Below are 16,581 nucleotides of genomic sequence, written 5' to 3' on the forward strand. Positions count from 1 at the left end.
AAATTTATGAGTATTAAACTAATCGCCGTCGATATCGATGGTACCCTAGTCAACAGTAAGAAGGAAATCACTCCGGAAGTCTTTTCTGCCATCCAAGATGCCAAACAAGCTGGTGTTAAAGTCGTGATTGCAACGGGTCGTCCTATCGCAGGTGTTGCCAAACTTCTAGACGACTTGCAATTAAGAGACCAAGGTGACTATGTCGTGACCTTCAACGGTGCCCTTGTCCAAGAAACTGCTACTGGACATGAGATTATCAGCGAATCTTTAGCCTATGAGGATTATCTGGATATGGAATTTCTCAGTCGTAAGCTCGGTGTCCACATGCACGCTATTACCAAGGACGGTATCTATACTGCCAATCGCAATATCGGAAAATACACGGTGCACGAATCAACCCTCGTCAGCATGCCTATTTTCTACCGCACTCCAGAAGAAATGGCTGACAAAGAAATCGTTAAATGTATGTTTATCGATGAACCAGAAATTCTCGATGCTGCGATTGAAAAAATCCCAGCAGAATTTTACGAACGCTACTCTATCAACAAATCTGCTCCTTTCTACCTCGAACTCCTTAAAAAGAATGTAGACAAGGGTTCAGCTATTACCCATCTAGCTGAAAAACTAGGATTAACCAAAGATGAAACCATGGCGATCGGGGACGAAGAGAATGACCGTGCCATGCTGGAAGTCGTTGGAAATCCCGTTGTTATGGAAAATGGAAATCCAAAACTCAAAAAAATCGCCAAATACATCACCAAAACAAATGACGAATCTGGCGTAGCCCATGCTATCCGTACCTGGGTATTGTAAAACTATTATTTTTCAATAAAAATTAACTAGCAATAAAATCAAATGAATTTTTTTAGCAAACTATTTAATTTAAAACAAAATAATCATACTAGGGATACAAATTCTGATTGTAACAATTTTTACCTAAACAAATTAGACTGCGGTCTTATTCCTGGGCAACTTATACTCATAGATTGGACTCAAAAAACAGGGAGAAATTATAATTTTCCAAAATATTTTAAATACTCTCTTCAAATTGACCCTGAATCTACACACAATCAATTATACAAATTAGGATACTTCACTAAAAATAAGACTTTATCATATCTTAAAGTAGTAGAATTAAAAACTATATTATCTAAGCACAACTTGCCTACTTCTGGAAAAAAAGCAGAATTAATCACAAGAATAATTAATAATGTTAACATTGATAAATTAGATGTTCCGTTCGAATTTAAACTAACAAAAGAAGCACAAAATCTTATTATCGAATATAATGACTATATCAAAGCATACTATGATAAAGACATAACTATGGAAGATTATTGTAAAGAAAAAAACAATATCTCTTTTAAAGCAACTTTTGGTGATGTAAAATGGAGTCTCTTAAATAAACAAGCTCATAGGAATACTATATCAGGAGATTTTGGATGCTTATCTAACACACGAAATGCCCAGGGAAGACATTTGGAACAAGAAGGTAATATTAAACATTCTTTAATATATTACATAGAATCTTTGATAATTAAAGTTTCAGGACTAGAAAACAATTTTTCAGCCATGGATTATCCAGTATATTATCCCGATTCGATATCTGACTACTCACTAAAACATATTCAAACATTAATAGAATCATTATCTGATGACGATTATGATTTTGCTTTTGACGAGGCATTATTTCGCTTCTCAATTTTAAATGCGATTCATTTTTTATCTAAGGAAGATATTGACTATTTAAGATTTAATTTACCTTGTTCCACTGCTGAAGAAATAAATAATTACTTAAAGAAATATGAATGTTATAGTCCTTTAAATAATTTAGAACTTGACGATTTTGAATAGATTGATTATACAAATATTTATATACTCGATATAGTCTCAATTTTATCAGAAGATTGACCAAATTTTTCAATAATAAAACGCATAATATTATGGAGACAAATCCCCTATATTATGCGTTCTTTTCATTCCAAAGACTTTTTGACAAACTTCTTTGATGTCTAATTATTGCCCCCTGCAGGAACTAAATCCCACCTCTAAAAGCCTATTAAATCAACATATTTGTATGTTATAGGTCAATTTTTGGTCAAAGTTTTTGTTTTCTTTTTTTATTCTTTATCAAGCATAAATTGTCTAATCAATTCATACTCCTTATCGATTACCTCTTGCAATACGTGACCATAAGTTTTAATAATCTGCTGTATATCTTTATGCCCCAGCAATCTAGCAACAACCCAAATATCAATCCCTTTAGCTAAAAGATATGAACCGTATGTATGCCTTCCTGCTGTCGCTGTCATTTCCTGATTCCCAATTCCAAGTTCTGATAAACATACTCTTAAACTCTTATTCAAGCCTGAGTTAGTCGGTATTTTATACCTTCTATCATAGAATACTAAATCGTGTTTCTTCAATTCTTCACGATCAAACAAAATTTTATCTTGCTCAACCTGTAATGCTTTCAAAACAGCCATCAAATCATCATCAATCGGAATCTCTCTTATAGAAGTCTTTGTTTTAGGAGGTACAAACTCTTGCCGATCTCCTACAAATCGTCTATATGTTTTAATTGTTTTATTATCAAAATCAATATCAGACCAACACACTGCCATAGCTTCACCAACCCTAAACCCAGTCTTAAATAAGAAATATAGTAAATATGGAATCACAGATTCCCTATAATTAAACTTCCCTTGTAAGTGAGATAATAAATCTTTGTATTCTGAAATACTATGAATATACTTATCTTCTACATTCCCAGCTTCCAAACCAAATATTTTAACATCTTCTGTAATATCTGTTATCTGCAATCCACTTCGTTGACTAAATTTTATAGCCGACCTTATATCTGCATTGATTCTACGCAAATGATCCTTCGTTACCTTTTCTCCAAACTCATTCAATCTCGACTGATATTCCTGATGATTAAGGCTCATTGCTGGTATATCAGAAAATATTTTCTCTAAAGATTGCCCCCTTGCATAATAACCTTCCTTTGTCGCCTTCGCTTTTTCTGACGGAAGAATCACTAAGTTATACCAATCCTGCCACAACTCATATAAAGTTGCCTTACTGTCAAATCGTGCTGTATAGTTTGACTGAAATAGTTTCTTCTCTTTCTCCTGAGCTTCAATCATAGCTTCACGCTTCGTTTTAAAGCCTGAATCTGTCGCAACAACTTTTCCTTTTTTATCGAAAATTCGATAATCCCAAAGTTTACTTTTTCCACGCTGTCTGTAACTTGCCACTATAACTCCTTTCTGAATGGCAATCATCACCACTCTATTATAACATCAATGATATTTTTTGATAATTTTTATCAAAATATTCTCTTGTCTTTCTAGCTAAAAACCTATACGGTGAACCTTTACTTTTAGGATATAAAACAAATCCTTCTTCATTCTGTTCAATATCCACCTCTTTTTTAATTGCAGGATTTAACAAAATATCATTTACTAATTTAGTCTTACTAATAGACAACAATTCCTCTACTTTGTCAATCGTCCACCATTGACCTACTTCCTCTTTTTGAATTAAGTCTAAATACTCAGATCGACTAATCAACACCATATCAGATGGGATCGGAACTTCAATATTAAATACTTGTTTTTGTAATTCCATTTCTTTTAAGCTCCTAAAATTATAATTTCCGAACAAATTCTTGATACCTGGTTGAACTTTTTGAACTCAATTCCGAATCTTTGCTCATATCCTGGTTTCTTTATGTTCATTTTTTATCCATAAAATGACAAAAAAACAGCAAGCCATTCCTGACTTGCCATTCTTTCTATGCTAATTATTCAATTATGTTATAACTGTTCTAACAATTTTTCTATATCAGGAAAATAAGTATAAGCTACTCCTCTAGTGAAATCAAAAGAACAACATTCCTCAACCAATACAGAAACACCAGCATATTTTCTTTTTGGTAATTTTTGATTGGCGTGACATCCTTCATAAGAATAAATAACCCTAACAATTTTCCCATATTCACTAACCTCAGCTGTCATCGTTTCAATACCATGACCAGTATCACGACTAGCTGTAAATTCCAAGCACTTTTGATTATCTCCTAATCTCTGAGCCAATCTTACAGCATACATTTTCAACAATTCTACTTGATCCATTTTCTAGTCCTTAAAAAAACAAAAAAGGCAGATTTTACTCTGCCTTATCATACTAAACTACTTAATTTTGATTCGTCCATAAACCGTCGCAACTAGTCCAAGCAATCCCCAAATTGTCGCAAAGATTGTACTTGCTGTTCCAGTATTCGGAAGAACTTTTAACTGTCCTTCTTTATCTTTCAAAGCGATTGTACCGTCTTTTTGTTTCACAGCCCCAATTTCATAAGGTTCTTTTTCTTGATAATCACCTTCTTCTGTTTCTACTACTACTTTCCCTTGATTCGTAGATACAACTGTATGACCTGTATTGGTTTCAATCGGCTGTTCCTGAATTTCTTCCTTCGTTACATTCAATGGCTTAGGATCATCAGTTTCTTTCACACCCACATTTTCTTCTGCCTTTTGTTTCTGTTCCTTGATTTCAGGAGTATCTTCTACAGAAGGCTTATCCTCTTTTGGTGTTTCTTCTTTCGATTTTTCTTCCTTAGGTTTTTCTGATGGAGTTGTAGGCTCTACAACAACTCCTGTATTATCCTTTTCCTGCTCTTTCTCAGAATCTTTTCCAAGATTTTCAGAAGGCTTATCTTCTTTTGGTTTTTTTTCCTTAGGTTTTTCTGACGGAGTTGTAGGCTCTACAACAACTCCTGTATTATCTTTATCTTGTACTTTATCAGAACTTCCACCTAAATCCAAATTTTCTGTTACTTTTGGCGCTGGTTTCTCAACAGGTGATTCTATTGGTTTTTCAGCAACCACTAACCCTGTATTATCTGATGAAGTTGGAGCATTTCCACCCAAACTAACTTCATCAGCGTATACTCCGCTAGTAACTGTACTCAATACAGCCACAGACAACAATGTTACAAATTTCTTATTCATTTCTTTTCCTCTTTTTTCTTTATTTTCCAATAACATAATAAAAATTTCTTGCTTCATCAGCACCAAATACACGATAATTTGTGATTCCAGTACCTTGACCACTTTGAACAAAGTTACATTCTGAAATCAAGATTGATCCATCATCTTTCACATCTTCTACAAATGCCACATGACCATAAAGACGGTGACCACCAGCTTGCGTTCCTTGGAAACTAACTGCTGAATGCTTCGTAGGAGTATTCGTTACTTCGTAACCTGACTTATGCGCCCAATCTTGACCATTTCCCATGTAGGGATCAAACTGTATTCCAAATTCTTTAGCACGATTGAAAACATACCACGTACATTCTCCATACGGATAAGATTGAGTGATATAGCCATCTTTGGTAATCTCCTTGTCAATCGAATAGCCACTAGGTATCTCCATAGCTACTTGACCAGCAGGAATATCCAAACTACCAGCTATTGCATTTCCACTTGATCCATCAGATTCAATCGTACCCTTAAAGACTTCATACCATTTCTTACTGTCCTTTTCCAGTTTTTCTAGCTTAGTCTGACCGTCTGAAAGCAATACACCCTCATAATGTTCAGACCAATACTTAGCACTTTCAAAAGGATCAGTCGCCTTTTGCATATAGTCCTTGACTTTCTTATAGCCATGATTCAATTCATAGGACATTAATTCTAATTCCACCGTACTATCTAAAGTACGTGAACTTGCATTCGCCCATCTATCACCATTGATAGTGTTTCCGTCCCAGCCTGACCATTGAAAATATCCAGCTACTCCACCTGACGGATTCGTTAGTTTTGGATCAAAATCACTTTCTCTTTCTGCATTGGCAAGAGAACCACTAGCACCTTCCAAAGTAAACTTTTCTCTTGATAGTTGCCAGTTTAGAATCTTAATCACATCTTCTGCACGTTCGACAGATATATTGGCTTTTTGAGCCACTTCTTGCGCTGTCAGTCTTGTTCTCTTTCCAGTCGTACTATCTGATGAACCACCAGCAGAAACAATCCCAATAATACTCGCAATCACTAAGATAACCACCAGAAGAATAGGTAAAAGACTTCCAATCAGTAAGCCTAACTGTTTAGCTATTTTTTTACCCATTAAATATCAACCTTTCTTCTTGCTTTCAACCTCTTTTCTTTCTTACTCTTATATTGTTTAGAACCAGTTACATCAGTTTTAGAATCTGATTCAACAGATTTTCTTCTGCCAAGTGCCTTTGGACTGTTAGTCTTTGTGTTCTGCATTTTCTGTTTTACAGATTTTTCTTGTTTTTCCTCAAAACTCTTTTGTCGTTTTTTGGCTCTTTCTTCCTTCAAACGCTGAACTGCTTGACGAGAAGCATTTTTCTGACTAGCATATTTTTTTGCTTCTTTATCTCTTAATTCCTGCTTCCCTTCTAACACATTCCTATCAACACTTCCTTCTTTATAAGCATTGGCTCGTACTCCATAAAGTCTAGACAAAGCCTTATTTCCTTTTTCTTTCAAAGCATTAACTGAACTGTTCTTATGTTCTCTAATCGAATCCATTCGATTCTTGACTGCTTCTCCTTTTTCAGCAACCTTATCTACCAACGGACTTTCTTTTCGTAAAGTTTTGAGATTTTCACTCAACTTATCTTTACCCAACTTCAAGCCACCTTTAGCAAATTGACCACCAACTTTCAAACCGTCTTTACCTGATTTCAAGCCAAGTTTTCCAGTACGTCCAATTCTTTCTTTCAAGTTTTTGACTGCTTGAGAATTGCTGATTTCTCGACCAATCTTGCCAACAGGACTATTAGTCACTCTTGAAAAAGCAGATAAAAGTGAATGTCTATACTTCCACATTAAGAATAACAAGATACCTTTTAGAAATACCGTAACCAATAAATCTCCACTTACAGCGCTAGAAATAAAGCTAGTTAAAGTATTATAAAAGAAAGCAAATAATGTAGTTGCTAGAAGCATGATAGATGATAAGGCAAGCATTGAAATAGCTTTTTTATTAAATCCAATCAATAAATGCTCCATCTTAGGAAACAAACTCAATAGAAGAATAAATGGCAACAATACAATCAGTAAAATAAATACAATCAAGAAAAAGAATCGTGACAATCCGAGCAATAGATAAATCGTCCCCATCACAATAATATCAACATCAGAAGCAAAGGCATACATGAATTTCAAGCCCCACTCATTTTTCAACATTTTATTTTCAGGATCTTTATCTTTTGCAATATCCTTGATTTTCTTCTCACCAACTAAGTGATCTCCGTCACCTTGCTTATAGCCAGCTAAATCTTCAAACTCTTTTTCAGAAAGTACAAACTCCCCTTTATCATTCACAGGAGAGTTCATATACTTATAACCCTTCAACAAAGTTTCTGAAAAGTATGTTTCTACTCCATCTTTACTTTCGCCAGTTAAAGTTTTCGTAATTTCACCATTCAAGGTGATTGTCGTTGTCCTAAAAGCGTCATAAACATGAGTCAACAGATATTTATTTTGACCATTAACAGGAAACTGAACAAAGTACACTCCAATACAAGTATAAATCAACAACATTTTTATCAATGTTTTGAGGAAACTTCCTTTTCCAGTCGCAAATATATACAATAGATAGACTGCCATACTTGCGCCAACCATATAGATTATTTCTTGACTAAACAAGGAAGAAAATACCTTACTAGAGTTCTTTACTGCTTCATTCAATAGTGAAGAAACATCACTCATTCCCTCAACAGCAATATAAACTTCTGCAACCACATAGAAAACCAGTTTCCCAACCCAAAACACAGCCTGAACTAGCGAATTGAAAAAGTAGTTGATATTGGAATCAAATCCAAAGAACTTTTTGTCAAAGTATGCTTTACTTGTGAGATCAGACATTTTAGACTTATAGTTTTTATAAGTCAATTTGCCCTTTTCTTCTTCTGCTTTCTTCAATGCTTCCTTTGCTTCCAAGGACTTCTTAGCACTTTCTAACAATTCTTTTGCATTTTCAGATGAATCACGAATAACAGGCTTTTTGGTACTTTTATCAAATTCAATAATATTGAAATTATTATTAGGCAAATATGGATAACCAATTTTTGGGTCTAAATCTACAGCTTTTACAAGAGAAGGAAAGAGGAAAATAGGTAAAAGCAACACTAGTAAAATATTTTTTTTCATATTTCCCCCTTTAAACTGCAACCAATTCTGTTTCTACTGTTTCAAACAACTCCATCAATTCAGGATAGATTGTACCATCTACTGTAATTCGTTCCTTACGTCCAAATGTATCATAGTAAATACATTGCCCCATTGTTTGATTTTCAAGCCAAGCACGTGACAATTCATCATCTTCTACTCGTAAGTGTTCTAAAATAGCCCCTGTTTCAGAATGTTCAGGGAAAGCAAATACCGTACCAAAACCAGTTCCATCTTCGCTTGTTTTAAAGTCTTTTACAGACTGAGTAACCAGCACTAGGAAGTTATTGAATGATCGTCCAGTACGCTTAATACGATTCACTACTTGTCGTCCAGCAGGAGTTGACATGATTTGCCATGCTTCATCAAGGTATAGCATGGTTTCCTTATCTTTTTCACGTTCACCAAAAATTGCACAGAAGTAAGTCAAAGCATACATAACTGTCAAACTACGTAATTGTGTTTCAGTCATTTCATCTTTATCCGTGCCTTTTGGCATATCCAAACCTGTAATCTCAACGATTGTAATTTTATTATCGACCTTTAGAACATCTTGACTACCATCAGAAAAACAAAGCGAAAGTAAAGAATTTCTTGAAATTCGTTTAAGAAAATATCCAGCAGTCTCAACTTCTTCTTTTGAATTTTTCTCCAATTCATCAAAGACTTGTAACATACCGACTTTCTCACCAGCTTTTCTACGTTCAAGCACTTTATCAATCGAATCCAACAGATAAGGTTGAACCTTGATATAGGTATCTTTATCCAATACAGAACCAACAAGTACAGTTGCTAACTCAGTCAATTCTGCTTCATCTTGTAAGAAAGAGAATGGATCAAGTACACCTTGATTCTTCTTATCTTTCATATCCAAAGTCACAAAATTGATTGACTTAATATAGTCCTGCAATTCCTCAAATTTACCTTCATCTTCTAGTTTTGAAAGCACAGCTTGATATTGTCTTTTCATTTCTGCTTTTGGATCAATATACAACACTTTTGTTTTCAATAACGAATGATAGGTAAATAGTAACTTCGTCAAGAATGACTTCCCATTTCCAGTTGATCCAGTTATTGCTGTATGAGGATTGCTTGTTTCCTTCCCCTTAATTCCAATTTTGTTAGCTTGTAACAAGTTTGAAAATACAACATTGGTACTTGAATCAAGAGCCTTTTGAAAATCTCCATACCATGAGGAAATTTCGTTATCCACTCGACCAATAGGAAATCCTATTTCTGTTCCAACCTTTTTCGTCGTAAACATAAGATTTTCACACAATCCACGCAGGCTTCCATATTGAAGAAATGATTCCCTTCCATTATCAAGAATTTCTGTCAATCTACTCTTATAAAACAGATAGATTCGATCAGCAACAGCCTTGACAACTTCTACTTCCAACTCTTTCAAACGTGCAAACAGAATATCAAATTTAAGATTCAGTTCTTCTAAACTGTCTGCTGTAATCGTCAAGGTATGAAGATAGGTAATCATCAATTCTTTGTTATCATGTTTCTCCTGAAAATCTTCTAGCAACTGATGGCTTTCCAAGACTTCAATCTTTTGAACATCATCATTTTCTGCTGTTTCCTCTACCGTATTTCCAAGATTCTTACGCTTGTTTCTTGCCCTCGAAAATAAAGAGAAGAAACCTTTTTGAGTAGAAAATCGAATCTTATACACACTATCTACAGGAAATTCAAGATTTTGAAGTTCTTCTTGCAAATGAAGATAAGACACATTTTTAGGATAAGAAACAACAGGTATTGTCGCCACATAGCTTGTTTCCTGACCATTGGTCAACTTCAAAGCATTTCCGTCCACTACCTCAATAATCGTTTCATCTACATTCTCAATAGAATTTTCAAGTGCAATCAACTCACTTTCTTTATCATAGTATTGACCACCAAGAAAATGAAGCCGATTCAGTAATTCCAAGTCTGCTTTCGCAACTTCCTTCACATTCAAAACATGAAGTTTCGTCTGAACCATATCTTTCTGATTCTGCCATGTTTTCCACCAATCAATTTTTGGTAGTTCTTCAAAACCAGCCATCTTCAAAACATTTTTACGATAGGTTGCAATCGTCTGTTCAATCGTCAGTTTGAAATCAGAGGTCACATTGACCGACTTCAAAGGAACTACAATATAATGCTTATACTCAAAAAGATAGCTTACTTCTTCTTCCAATCGTGACTTCATTGTCGAAATCACATAATTTCCCAAAGGACTTGTCCCTTGACCTTGCTCAATATCTTGCGCCAATAAAGAAATCTTTTTCGCCAGTTCTAAATCAATATGTAAGCTATGAATACTGACATCATTGTACTCATGCAAACTAGCCAAACAATTATAGACTAAATCTTTGCTTGTCTCTTTCTTATTATCTTCAATCGTATTGACAATTTGTGATTCAACTTCAAATACGGACAAAACCGTTCCATCTTTCAGCAGAATCAAACCATCAGCGATTGACCAAATATTATTCGTTAATTCCACGCTTAATCATTCTCACTTTCTCATGTTTAATACCTTTACAAATATATATTTCCTTTCTTTGACTATCGTATTCCTTCCAAAAAATCAAATATTCATAAATGAATCTAAATAGTGTTTTCCCATCTAGTTTGTAATCAGCCAGCAAGTTCCCAAATCGCCAACCAGCAAATAGAGAACCCATAAATCGCCAACCCCAATCCAAGGAAGGAATAAAGCCTAGCAAAAACCACACAATAACTAGAATCACTAGGCAATAGACAATCGCTGACATCTTAACAGCAAAGGGTAAACTATAATCATCATTCAATTTATGAACCCACACAGGCTGCCTAAATGCTGTCGTATAGACATATAACTTTTTGTCTTTTCTTTCCATTCAAAAATCCTACTTAAACACTTCTACAAGTTTAGACCAAAGCGAGCCAGTAGCCTTCAATACAGTTTCAGGATTGTCTAAAAAGTAAATAATAAAACCAGCAATCATAATTGTCACAAAAATAGTTCCCAATTTTTGATCCTTCCATGCCTTCAGTGCTTTTGTACCAGCAAAGAATGCTACTGCTGGAATACCGAGTTTTGCTACTAAAAATTGAAATAATGCCATTTATTTTATTCTCCTTCATCATCTTTCTTGTTATAATCTAATGGAATTGTATGATCCATTTTTTCTACGAAATAGCTATCTTTATCTTCTCTTAATTCAAAGCTAAAGTTTTCACTATGAGTTGTACCTGCAACTTCAAAGGTTACTTGCACATAGGCAAGAATCTTACCATCTTTTTCTTTAAAGTAGGTATAATCTAAACTCTTGAAAGTTGCACCACCAATAGACTTAATATCTTTTGAAATCAAGTCTAGGTTTGCTTGACTTGTCGTATAGTTCTTAAAGAATAGTTCCAAGAAAGAAATTAATTTTTTACGTTTTCCTTCTTCCAAATCATCTTTAGCAATCAAAGAGACCATACTATCCTTTTCTACTCCATCAGCTTTAAAATCGCTCACAGGAGAGAACCAGGGCAAACCAGCTACATAATATTTACCATCTTTTTCACCGTATGGAATCGAAAATTCAATCCCTACACGCTGGCTTTTATCATCTTTCTTCGTATCATAAATAACACGATAAACAGCGATACCATCTTTCGCTGTCAGCATTCTTGCACTAACTACAGACATTTCTTGTTTCAACTGACCTTGATTCTTCACATCAGGAACACTACCATAATAGTTATTCAGTTTTGAAACATCATCATCAGACGAACCAGCTTGTGAATTATAAGTAAAATATCTACTTACATAACCATCTAAAAACTGTTCCAACTTACGGTCTGTTTCTTTCTTGCTTTCAACCACTTCTGTTTTTGATAATTTTTCATTTACCTTAACAGCACTCTTGATTGAAATAAACATTGTCAAACCACAGAGAAACAGAAAAAAAGCAAAGCCAAATAGAAAAAACTGATTCGATTTTTTTTGACTTACCTTCTTCATTTTGACTTGCTTTTGTTTTTCTTTTCGTGGTTTCTTCAATTCAAAATTTCTCAATATCTTTCCTTCCTTTTTTTAAAAATTTAAAGAACAACCTTTCTATAAAATCCAGCAGGAGTATTTAAAACTTCTCCTTGATCTATGAATCCCTGAAATACCGTCACCCAGTTCCCACAGCTAAAAAAGTAATTGATAACTGATTCATAATCTAACTCTTTTGTCAACTCAACCATTGTCTTAACTTCATCTTTAGAACAGAATCTATAATATGTAGTCACAATTTGAGTTACAGGCACATAACGCTGTAATTGAAATTTCACAATGAACTCGTCGCCATCATACAATTCCAATACTGCTTTCTTCAGCAAGTAAACCTCTTCAAGAGACATGATTTTATCAATTTCCCAATCTGTAATACCACAAATAAGAAAGTTACCTTTATCAATCCCTCTTTCATTCATTCTTTCAAGAATCTGCTCTTGACTGTATTTCATAATATCCAGTTCACAGAGAAATTCAAAATTTCCTTCTCTCAAAACTCTTATATTCGCTATCATTTTGACACAAAGTAACCTTTATCTACAAAGCTACCACTTTCTGATAAACGAACATCACGACCATATTTTTCATAGTCTAAATATTTCAATATCAATCCTAGATTAAAGCCATTATTTGCTACCATATATGCTCCCAACTCATGATCTGTAGTAATATCAGAATATAAACTACAATCATGAAAGTTAAATTTTAACAAATCTGATACGTTAGGACTTTGTGATTCAATATAGGATAGAACCAAATCTTTGTCTACATCTTTTAGATTTTTAGCAAGTTCATTAAGATCATATAGAAGATTTCTTTCTACATTCAAAGTTGGCAATTCTTCAACAGATAAAATACTTATGGCAACATCTTCTATATCAAATCCAAACTCAGAAGCAACATATTCAAGAGTTACAGGTAAAGAAAAACGTTTCACTTTTTTAAGTATATCATCCCTAACTACGGCTGTTAATTCCATCTTTCTCCTTCCTTAATCAACCTTCCACCTGTCTATTTAACTGTTCCAAGTCAGCAACACTAAATAGACCGTAACCAATAAATGCTGAACCCTCATAATCAACAATTTCAATCTGTTCGTCATAAGAGCCAGTCAACCCAATCACAGACAACTTTCCAAAATACAAGGGCAGACTAAACCAAGACTGCATTCCATTCTTTGGATTCTTAATCAATACTTTTGAAGGCATATAACACCATTTTTCTCCTTCCAAACAAATAAAGGAAGCCAAACTTGACTTCCTTCATCATTTCAACTAAATTGAAGCTGAACGCTCAAAGCTAGAACCGATTGCAAAGGCACGAGTTGTTACCTTGTTAAGTTGCTTGTTCATATCATAGTAACTATTCAAATCACGTTTGATACACTCAATAACCTGATACGCTAGTTGCAATTCTTCATCATTTTTAAGAAGTGAACTCAATTCACCAGCATGCTTCCAAGCTAAATCAAATTCTTTTGATTTCAAATTTTTAGCAAGTCCATTCGACAATTCAATAACTTGTTTATCTTTTCCTTGTAATGCCATTTTTTTATACCTCATTTTTTCTTTATTTTTTTCATTATCCAACAACTATGCAGGAGAACGTTTCTTAACTTTCATCTATTCTCTCCCAAACAACCAATCCAACGAAACCTCAAGTAAATCAGCTAAATTTACAAGATTTACAAAGCTAGGTTCTCTTTTCCCTTTCTCCCAATTTGTATAAGTTACTCTATTGATGTGGACTAAATCAGCAATTTGTTGTTGTGTTAGTCCTCTTTTTAAGCGTAATTCCTTGAGTCTTTGAGGAAATATGTTTAAAGTTATCATTAAATCAAATCCTCATTTTTTATACTTTCTAGGCAAACAACTAGCGTAATGTTCTGAATCATTAACCTTTGCATTATAAAAAATCATATTATTTCCAATAATTTCTTGCCATGTAGGAATTTCCTCACGATAAATGCGATTAAGTCCATAAAAGTTCCTTACAATAAATCTAACAGCTCCAATATGATCTCCTAAACCAACAACACACAACACATCATGTTCCATATCATATACCCAATGACTTTTTGAATTTGTCAGTATTCCCCAAGCAAATTCCCAATCTCTCTCAAGCCAATCATGCCCTGGTCTGTAATAAACTTTTGTCTGACAAGATTCATCATTGAATCCATAAAAACAGTGACTACACAGCGTTCTGTTTTTATCTACCCACCAGCAAGAACCATACATTTCATCAACGCAAGCTGTATTCCACTTACAACCACATCTTCTACAAATATCCTTTTCCATGACACCAATTCAAACCCATCTTTCTAAATGATACCTCTTAACCAGCAACAAATACACACTTTGTCTTTCTTTCTGATCACGTTTCATCAACCCAAAAAGCAGCAACTTTCGCTTAATATCTACTTCATTGGCTAAAAATCCCTCATACTCTTTAGTAAGTCTTTTTACCTCTTGCCAGTCCTTACGATTTTTAGTCTTTCTGTAGGTTTGACATTGAATATCTATATAATCTTGATAATTTCTAGCTTTATCACTTGTCACAACCCCTTCATAGAAATACCGAGCAGGAATTAAAAAAACTAACTTCCTCAATTTTTCATCAGTAATTTTTTTCTTACTCATATACTGACCTCTCAATCTGCCTTCTTCTTAATATCAAGAATCGCATTTACTTCATCAGGCATTCTTAGCCAATCAATCACATAGTCCTTAAAATAAGGCAAAAACATTCGCTCAGATTCCACAGGAATCACGGTCAAATTTTCATTCCCTTCAAATGAAGGTAAATAATGACTAATTGATTTTAGCCCACGATCAGTTGAACATACCAGGTTACTGTTATTTACTACTACAGAATCAGTACCTACTTTCTTGTAGATTTTTCTCATAAGCTACCCTCGCTTGCTCCAATTTTTTCCAGTTTTTATCACTTATTTCTCCATCAAAAAGAATCTTCTTTAGTTTGTTATCGCCAGTAATACTCTCCCACTTTTTTATTAAAGCAGTCACACCTGAAACATTTTCATTCAACCATCTATACTGTTTATCAAAGAATCCAGTTTCTACAGGCGCAGTTGTAAAACCAATTCTATCAACTTCACCTAGAAGTGAATACCACTCACGATTCAAAACTTTATCGCCATTCATTCTTTCAAAGACTTTTATCTTACTGTTTATCACCCAAACAGCAAGTCTAGCCATATCAATTTTTTCATTCAAGGATTTTCTAACAAAGTCCAAAGCGACATCATCACACATTCTTACTTCATAACGATTTTTGAATTTCAATGACGAATGAATCAAATCTATATCAAGACCAAGTTTCTTTGCCTGCTCAATATCTTTCTGATAAAAACAGAAATGATAAGCAGACTGACGAGAACCAAAGTAAATCGTTTTTGCTTTTCCATATTGACCATTATCTTCAATCTGCTTCATTGTCAAACGACTTTCAACCAGACCACTATCCCAAAGATCAACCAACTTACCAAGTTCAAAATTCCCATTTTCGTTATACTTTTCATCTAGCGCTATATCAAGCCGAGGAATATTCATAAATTTCCCCTCACCTTGTGAAATGGCTCGTTCATACTCAAAACAACGAATAAAGAAATCCCTCCAGCTTGACTTCTGCTCATTTTCAAAATACCACTCATACTGTCTACATGCTTGACCTTTTAACTCAATCATACAGCCCATATCTTCCCTTTTCTTTGAAATGAAAACATTGATATTCTGAAATGTAAATTTTGTATCATATCCTGAACCACCTTTTTCTTCTTCAAGAAATGGCTTATTTTGCAGACACAACACCTTCCCTATCACATCTATATAATCTTGTGTTTTAAACGTAACTTTTACATAGTCAACTTTTCCTTCCAACGAAAATCCACTATCTCGCACACCTTCCTTAAAAGCAATCAACGCATTCACTTTCGAGTCATAAGACTCAGGAATCTCACCAGCTTCTTTCCATCTATAAAATGTTGCTCTATCTATTTCTAAATAGTTAGACATTTCCTGATCTGAAAAAGCGTACATCTTTTGCACCTTGTTTAGATTCTCAAATTCCATACTTCTCCTTACTTTTCAATAGTGTTGCATTTTTTAAGCCCAAAAAGTCAGTATTATCAAGGCTTTATGCTTCTACGCACATCTTCTACCCCCCTATTAGTCATAGGGGGTTAATTCGCACAATCCAGCCTGCTAGTACACGCTAGTACACGCAGTCGCTCGTCGCACTCGCTTCCTCGCTCCTGCTACTAGCTACTAGCAAGCTGGATTGCACCAACTAGCACAGTAACCAAAAAGAGGGGAAAAT

At 34.4% G+C, this 16,581-nt stretch carries 21 protein-coding genes; 2 read left to right on the top strand and 19 right to left on the bottom strand.

All coding sequences use genetic code 11. The features are described from left to right. The first annotated feature begins 6 nt into the window (after positions 1-6). Entirely contained in the window at positions 7-813 is an 807-nt protein-coding gene (gene yidA, locus HMPREF1115_RS09860) for a sugar-phosphatase (protein WP_000023493.1), read from the top strand. 42 nt (positions 814-855) lie between these two features. Beyond that, positions 856-1,854: an SAP domain-containing protein gene (locus HMPREF1115_RS09865; RefSeq protein ID WP_001009010.1), complete on the top strand. Its 999-nt coding sequence runs from the start codon at positions 856-858 to the stop codon at positions 1,852-1,854. Between the two features lie 266 nt (positions 1,855-2,120). Here HMPREF1115_RS09865 and HMPREF1115_RS09870 read toward each other — a convergent pair whose 3' ends face one another. The 19 genes from HMPREF1115_RS09870 to HMPREF1115_RS09940 all read right to left on the bottom strand — a co-directional run bounded on the left by HMPREF1115_RS09870 (position 2,121) and on the right by HMPREF1115_RS09940 (position 16,334). Next, positions 2,121-3,260, bottom strand: coding sequence for a site-specific integrase (locus HMPREF1115_RS09870; RefSeq protein WP_025171013.1), 1,140 nt, complete (start codon positions 3,258-3,260; stop codon positions 2,121-2,123). Between the two features lie 37 nt (positions 3,261-3,297). Further along, entirely contained in the window at positions 3,298-3,633 is a 336-nt protein-coding gene (locus tag HMPREF1115_RS09875; protein WP_000422857.1) for a DUF771 domain-containing protein, read from the bottom strand. Between the two features lie 188 nt (positions 3,634-3,821). After that, positions 3,822-4,139, bottom strand: a complete 318-nt coding sequence (locus tag HMPREF1115_RS09880; RefSeq protein WP_000373068.1) for a hypothetical protein — start codon at positions 4,137-4,139, stop codon at positions 3,822-3,824. Positions 4,140-4,196: 57 nt separating this feature from the next. Further along, positions 4,197-5,018, bottom strand: coding sequence for an LPXTG cell wall anchor domain-containing protein (locus HMPREF1115_RS09885; protein ID WP_025171014.1), 822 nt, complete (start codon positions 5,016-5,018; stop codon positions 4,197-4,199). 19 nt (positions 5,019-5,037) lie between these two features. Continuing rightward, positions 5,038-6,138, bottom strand: coding sequence for a phage tail tip lysozyme (locus HMPREF1115_RS09890; RefSeq protein WP_000516654.1), 1,101 nt, complete (start codon positions 6,136-6,138; stop codon positions 5,038-5,040). Continuing rightward, positions 6,138-8,195 (bottom strand): hypothetical protein, encoded by a 2,058-nt coding sequence (locus HMPREF1115_RS09895; RefSeq protein WP_000739388.1) that lies wholly within the window; start codon positions 8,193-8,195, stop codon positions 6,138-6,140. The genes HMPREF1115_RS09890 and HMPREF1115_RS09895 overlap by 1 nt, the downstream gene beginning before the upstream one ends. Positions 8,196-8,205: 10 nt before the next feature. Next, positions 8,206-10,710 (bottom strand): ATP-binding protein, encoded by a 2,505-nt coding sequence (locus tag HMPREF1115_RS09900; protein ID WP_000424143.1) that lies wholly within the window; start codon positions 10,708-10,710, stop codon positions 8,206-8,208. Further along, complete coding sequence (locus tag HMPREF1115_RS0102270; protein WP_000439933.1) at positions 10,694-11,086, bottom strand: TcpE family conjugal transfer membrane protein; 393 nt, start codon at positions 11,084-11,086, stop codon at positions 10,694-10,696. The genes HMPREF1115_RS09900 and HMPREF1115_RS0102270 overlap by 17 nt, the downstream gene beginning before the upstream one ends. Before the next feature lie 9 nt (positions 11,087-11,095). After that, positions 11,096-11,314: a TcpD family membrane protein gene (locus tag HMPREF1115_RS09905; protein WP_001173289.1), complete on the bottom strand. Its 219-nt coding sequence runs from the start codon at positions 11,312-11,314 to the stop codon at positions 11,096-11,098. Positions 11,315-11,319: 5 nt separating this feature from the next. After that, positions 11,320-12,255 (bottom strand): conjugal transfer protein, encoded by a 936-nt coding sequence (locus HMPREF1115_RS09910; protein WP_001243449.1) that lies wholly within the window; start codon positions 12,253-12,255, stop codon positions 11,320-11,322. Positions 12,256-12,281: 26 nt separating this feature from the next. Next, on the bottom strand, positions 12,282-12,755 hold the full coding sequence (locus tag HMPREF1115_RS09915; protein ID WP_000561370.1) for a hypothetical protein: 474 nt from the start codon (positions 12,753-12,755) through the stop codon (positions 12,282-12,284). Continuing rightward, complete coding sequence (locus HMPREF1115_RS09920) at positions 12,752-13,219, bottom strand: antirestriction protein ArdA (RefSeq protein ID WP_000423969.1); 468 nt, start codon at positions 13,217-13,219, stop codon at positions 12,752-12,754. Before HMPREF1115_RS09920 ends, HMPREF1115_RS09915 begins: the two co-directional genes overlap by 4 nt. 16 nt (positions 13,220-13,235) lie before the next feature. Next, complete coding sequence (locus HMPREF1115_RS09925) at positions 13,236-13,448, bottom strand: hypothetical protein (protein WP_001139487.1); 213 nt, start codon at positions 13,446-13,448, stop codon at positions 13,236-13,238. 66 nt (positions 13,449-13,514) lie between these two features. After that, complete coding sequence (locus tag HMPREF1115_RS09930; protein WP_001207845.1) at positions 13,515-13,787, bottom strand: hypothetical protein; 273 nt, start codon at positions 13,785-13,787, stop codon at positions 13,515-13,517. Positions 13,788-13,862: 75 nt separating this feature from the next. After that, the gene (locus HMPREF1115_RS0102275; protein WP_000631607.1) at positions 13,863-14,072 is read right to left on the bottom strand and encodes a helix-turn-helix domain-containing protein; all 210 of its coding nucleotides are present in this window, start codon (positions 14,070-14,072) and stop codon (positions 13,863-13,865) included. A gap of 12 nt (positions 14,073-14,084) precedes the next feature. After that, positions 14,085-14,540 carry a hypothetical protein gene (locus HMPREF1115_RS0102280; RefSeq protein WP_000409764.1) on the bottom strand — a complete coding sequence of 152 codons (456 nt, stop codon included), beginning with the start codon at positions 14,538-14,540 and terminating at the stop codon, positions 14,085-14,087. 9 nt (positions 14,541-14,549) lie between these two features. Continuing rightward, complete coding sequence (locus tag HMPREF1115_RS09935; protein ID WP_002882630.1) at positions 14,550-14,882, bottom strand: hypothetical protein; 333 nt, start codon at positions 14,880-14,882, stop codon at positions 14,550-14,552. An 11-nt stretch (positions 14,883-14,893) separates the two neighbouring features. After that, the gene (locus HMPREF1115_RS0102285) at positions 14,894-15,148 is read right to left on the bottom strand and encodes a hypothetical protein (RefSeq protein WP_001227283.1); all 255 of its coding nucleotides are present in this window, start codon (positions 15,146-15,148) and stop codon (positions 14,894-14,896) included. After that, positions 15,117-16,334 (bottom strand): replication initiation factor domain-containing protein, encoded by a 1,218-nt coding sequence (locus HMPREF1115_RS09940; protein ID WP_000393994.1) that lies wholly within the window; start codon positions 16,332-16,334, stop codon positions 15,117-15,119. The genes HMPREF1115_RS0102285 and HMPREF1115_RS09940 overlap by 32 nt, the downstream gene beginning before the upstream one ends. Positions 16,335-16,581: the final 247 nt, after the last annotated feature.

This window comes from Streptococcus oralis SK610 (assembly GCF_000257455.1).
Classification (GTDB): Bacteria; Bacillota; Bacilli; order Lactobacillales; family Streptococcaceae; genus Streptococcus; species Streptococcus oralis_CB.

Bases quoted from the DNA above. Each gene is read 5' to 3' on its own strand.
- yidA (WP_000023493.1), top strand. From the start codon at position 7: ATGAGTATTAAACTAATCGCCGTCGATATCGATGGTACCCTAGTCAAC.
- HMPREF1115_RS09925 (WP_001139487.1), bottom strand. From the start codon at position 13,448: ATGCCTTCAAAAGTATTGATTAAGAATCCAAAGAATGGAATGCAGTCT.
- HMPREF1115_RS09875 (WP_000422857.1), bottom strand. From the start codon at position 3,633: ATGGAATTACAAAAACAAGTATTTAATATTGAAGTTCCGATCCCATCT.
- HMPREF1115_RS09880 (WP_000373068.1), bottom strand. From the start codon at position 4,139: ATGGATCAAGTAGAATTGTTGAAAATGTATGCTGTAAGATTGGCTCAG.
- HMPREF1115_RS09865 (WP_001009010.1), top strand. From the start codon at position 856: ATGAATTTTTTTAGCAAACTATTTAATTTAAAACAAAATAATCATACT.
- HMPREF1115_RS0102285 (WP_001227283.1), bottom strand. From the start codon at position 15,148: ATGAGAAAAATCTACAAGAAAGTAGGTACTGATTCTGTAGTAGTAAAT.
- HMPREF1115_RS09935 (WP_002882630.1), bottom strand. From the start codon at position 14,882: ATGAGTAAGAAAAAAATTACTGATGAAAAATTGAGGAAGTTAGTTTTT.
- HMPREF1115_RS09930 (WP_001207845.1), bottom strand. From the start codon at position 13,787: ATGGCATTACAAGGAAAAGATAAACAAGTTATTGAATTGTCGAATGGA.
- HMPREF1115_RS0102275 (WP_000631607.1), bottom strand. From the start codon at position 14,072: ATGATAACTTTAAACATATTTCCTCAAAGACTCAAGGAATTACGCTTA.
- HMPREF1115_RS09915 (WP_000561370.1), bottom strand. From the start codon at position 12,755: ATGATAGCGAATATAAGAGTTTTGAGAGAAGGAAATTTTGAATTTCTC.
- HMPREF1115_RS09895 (WP_000739388.1), bottom strand. From the start codon at position 8,195: ATGAAAAAAAATATTTTACTAGTGTTGCTTTTACCTATTTTCCTCTTT.
- HMPREF1115_RS09890 (WP_000516654.1), bottom strand. From the start codon at position 6,138: ATGGGTAAAAAAATAGCTAAACAGTTAGGCTTACTGATTGGAAGTCTT.
- HMPREF1115_RS09905 (WP_001173289.1), bottom strand. From the start codon at position 11,314: ATGGCATTATTTCAATTTTTAGTAGCAAAACTCGGTATTCCAGCAGTA.
- HMPREF1115_RS0102280 (WP_000409764.1), bottom strand. From the start codon at position 14,540: ATGGAAAAGGATATTTGTAGAAGATGTGGTTGTAAGTGGAATACAGCT.
- HMPREF1115_RS09940 (WP_000393994.1), bottom strand. From the start codon at position 16,334: ATGGAATTTGAGAATCTAAACAAGGTGCAAAAGATGTACGCTTTTTCA.
- HMPREF1115_RS09920 (WP_000423969.1), bottom strand. From the start codon at position 13,219: ATGGAATTAACAGCCGTAGTTAGGGATGATATACTTAAAAAAGTGAAA.
- HMPREF1115_RS09885 (WP_025171014.1), bottom strand. From the start codon at position 5,018: ATGAATAAGAAATTTGTAACATTGTTGTCTGTGGCTGTATTGAGTACA.
- HMPREF1115_RS0102270 (WP_000439933.1), bottom strand. From the start codon at position 11,086: ATGGAAAGAAAAGACAAAAAGTTATATGTCTATACGACAGCATTTAGG.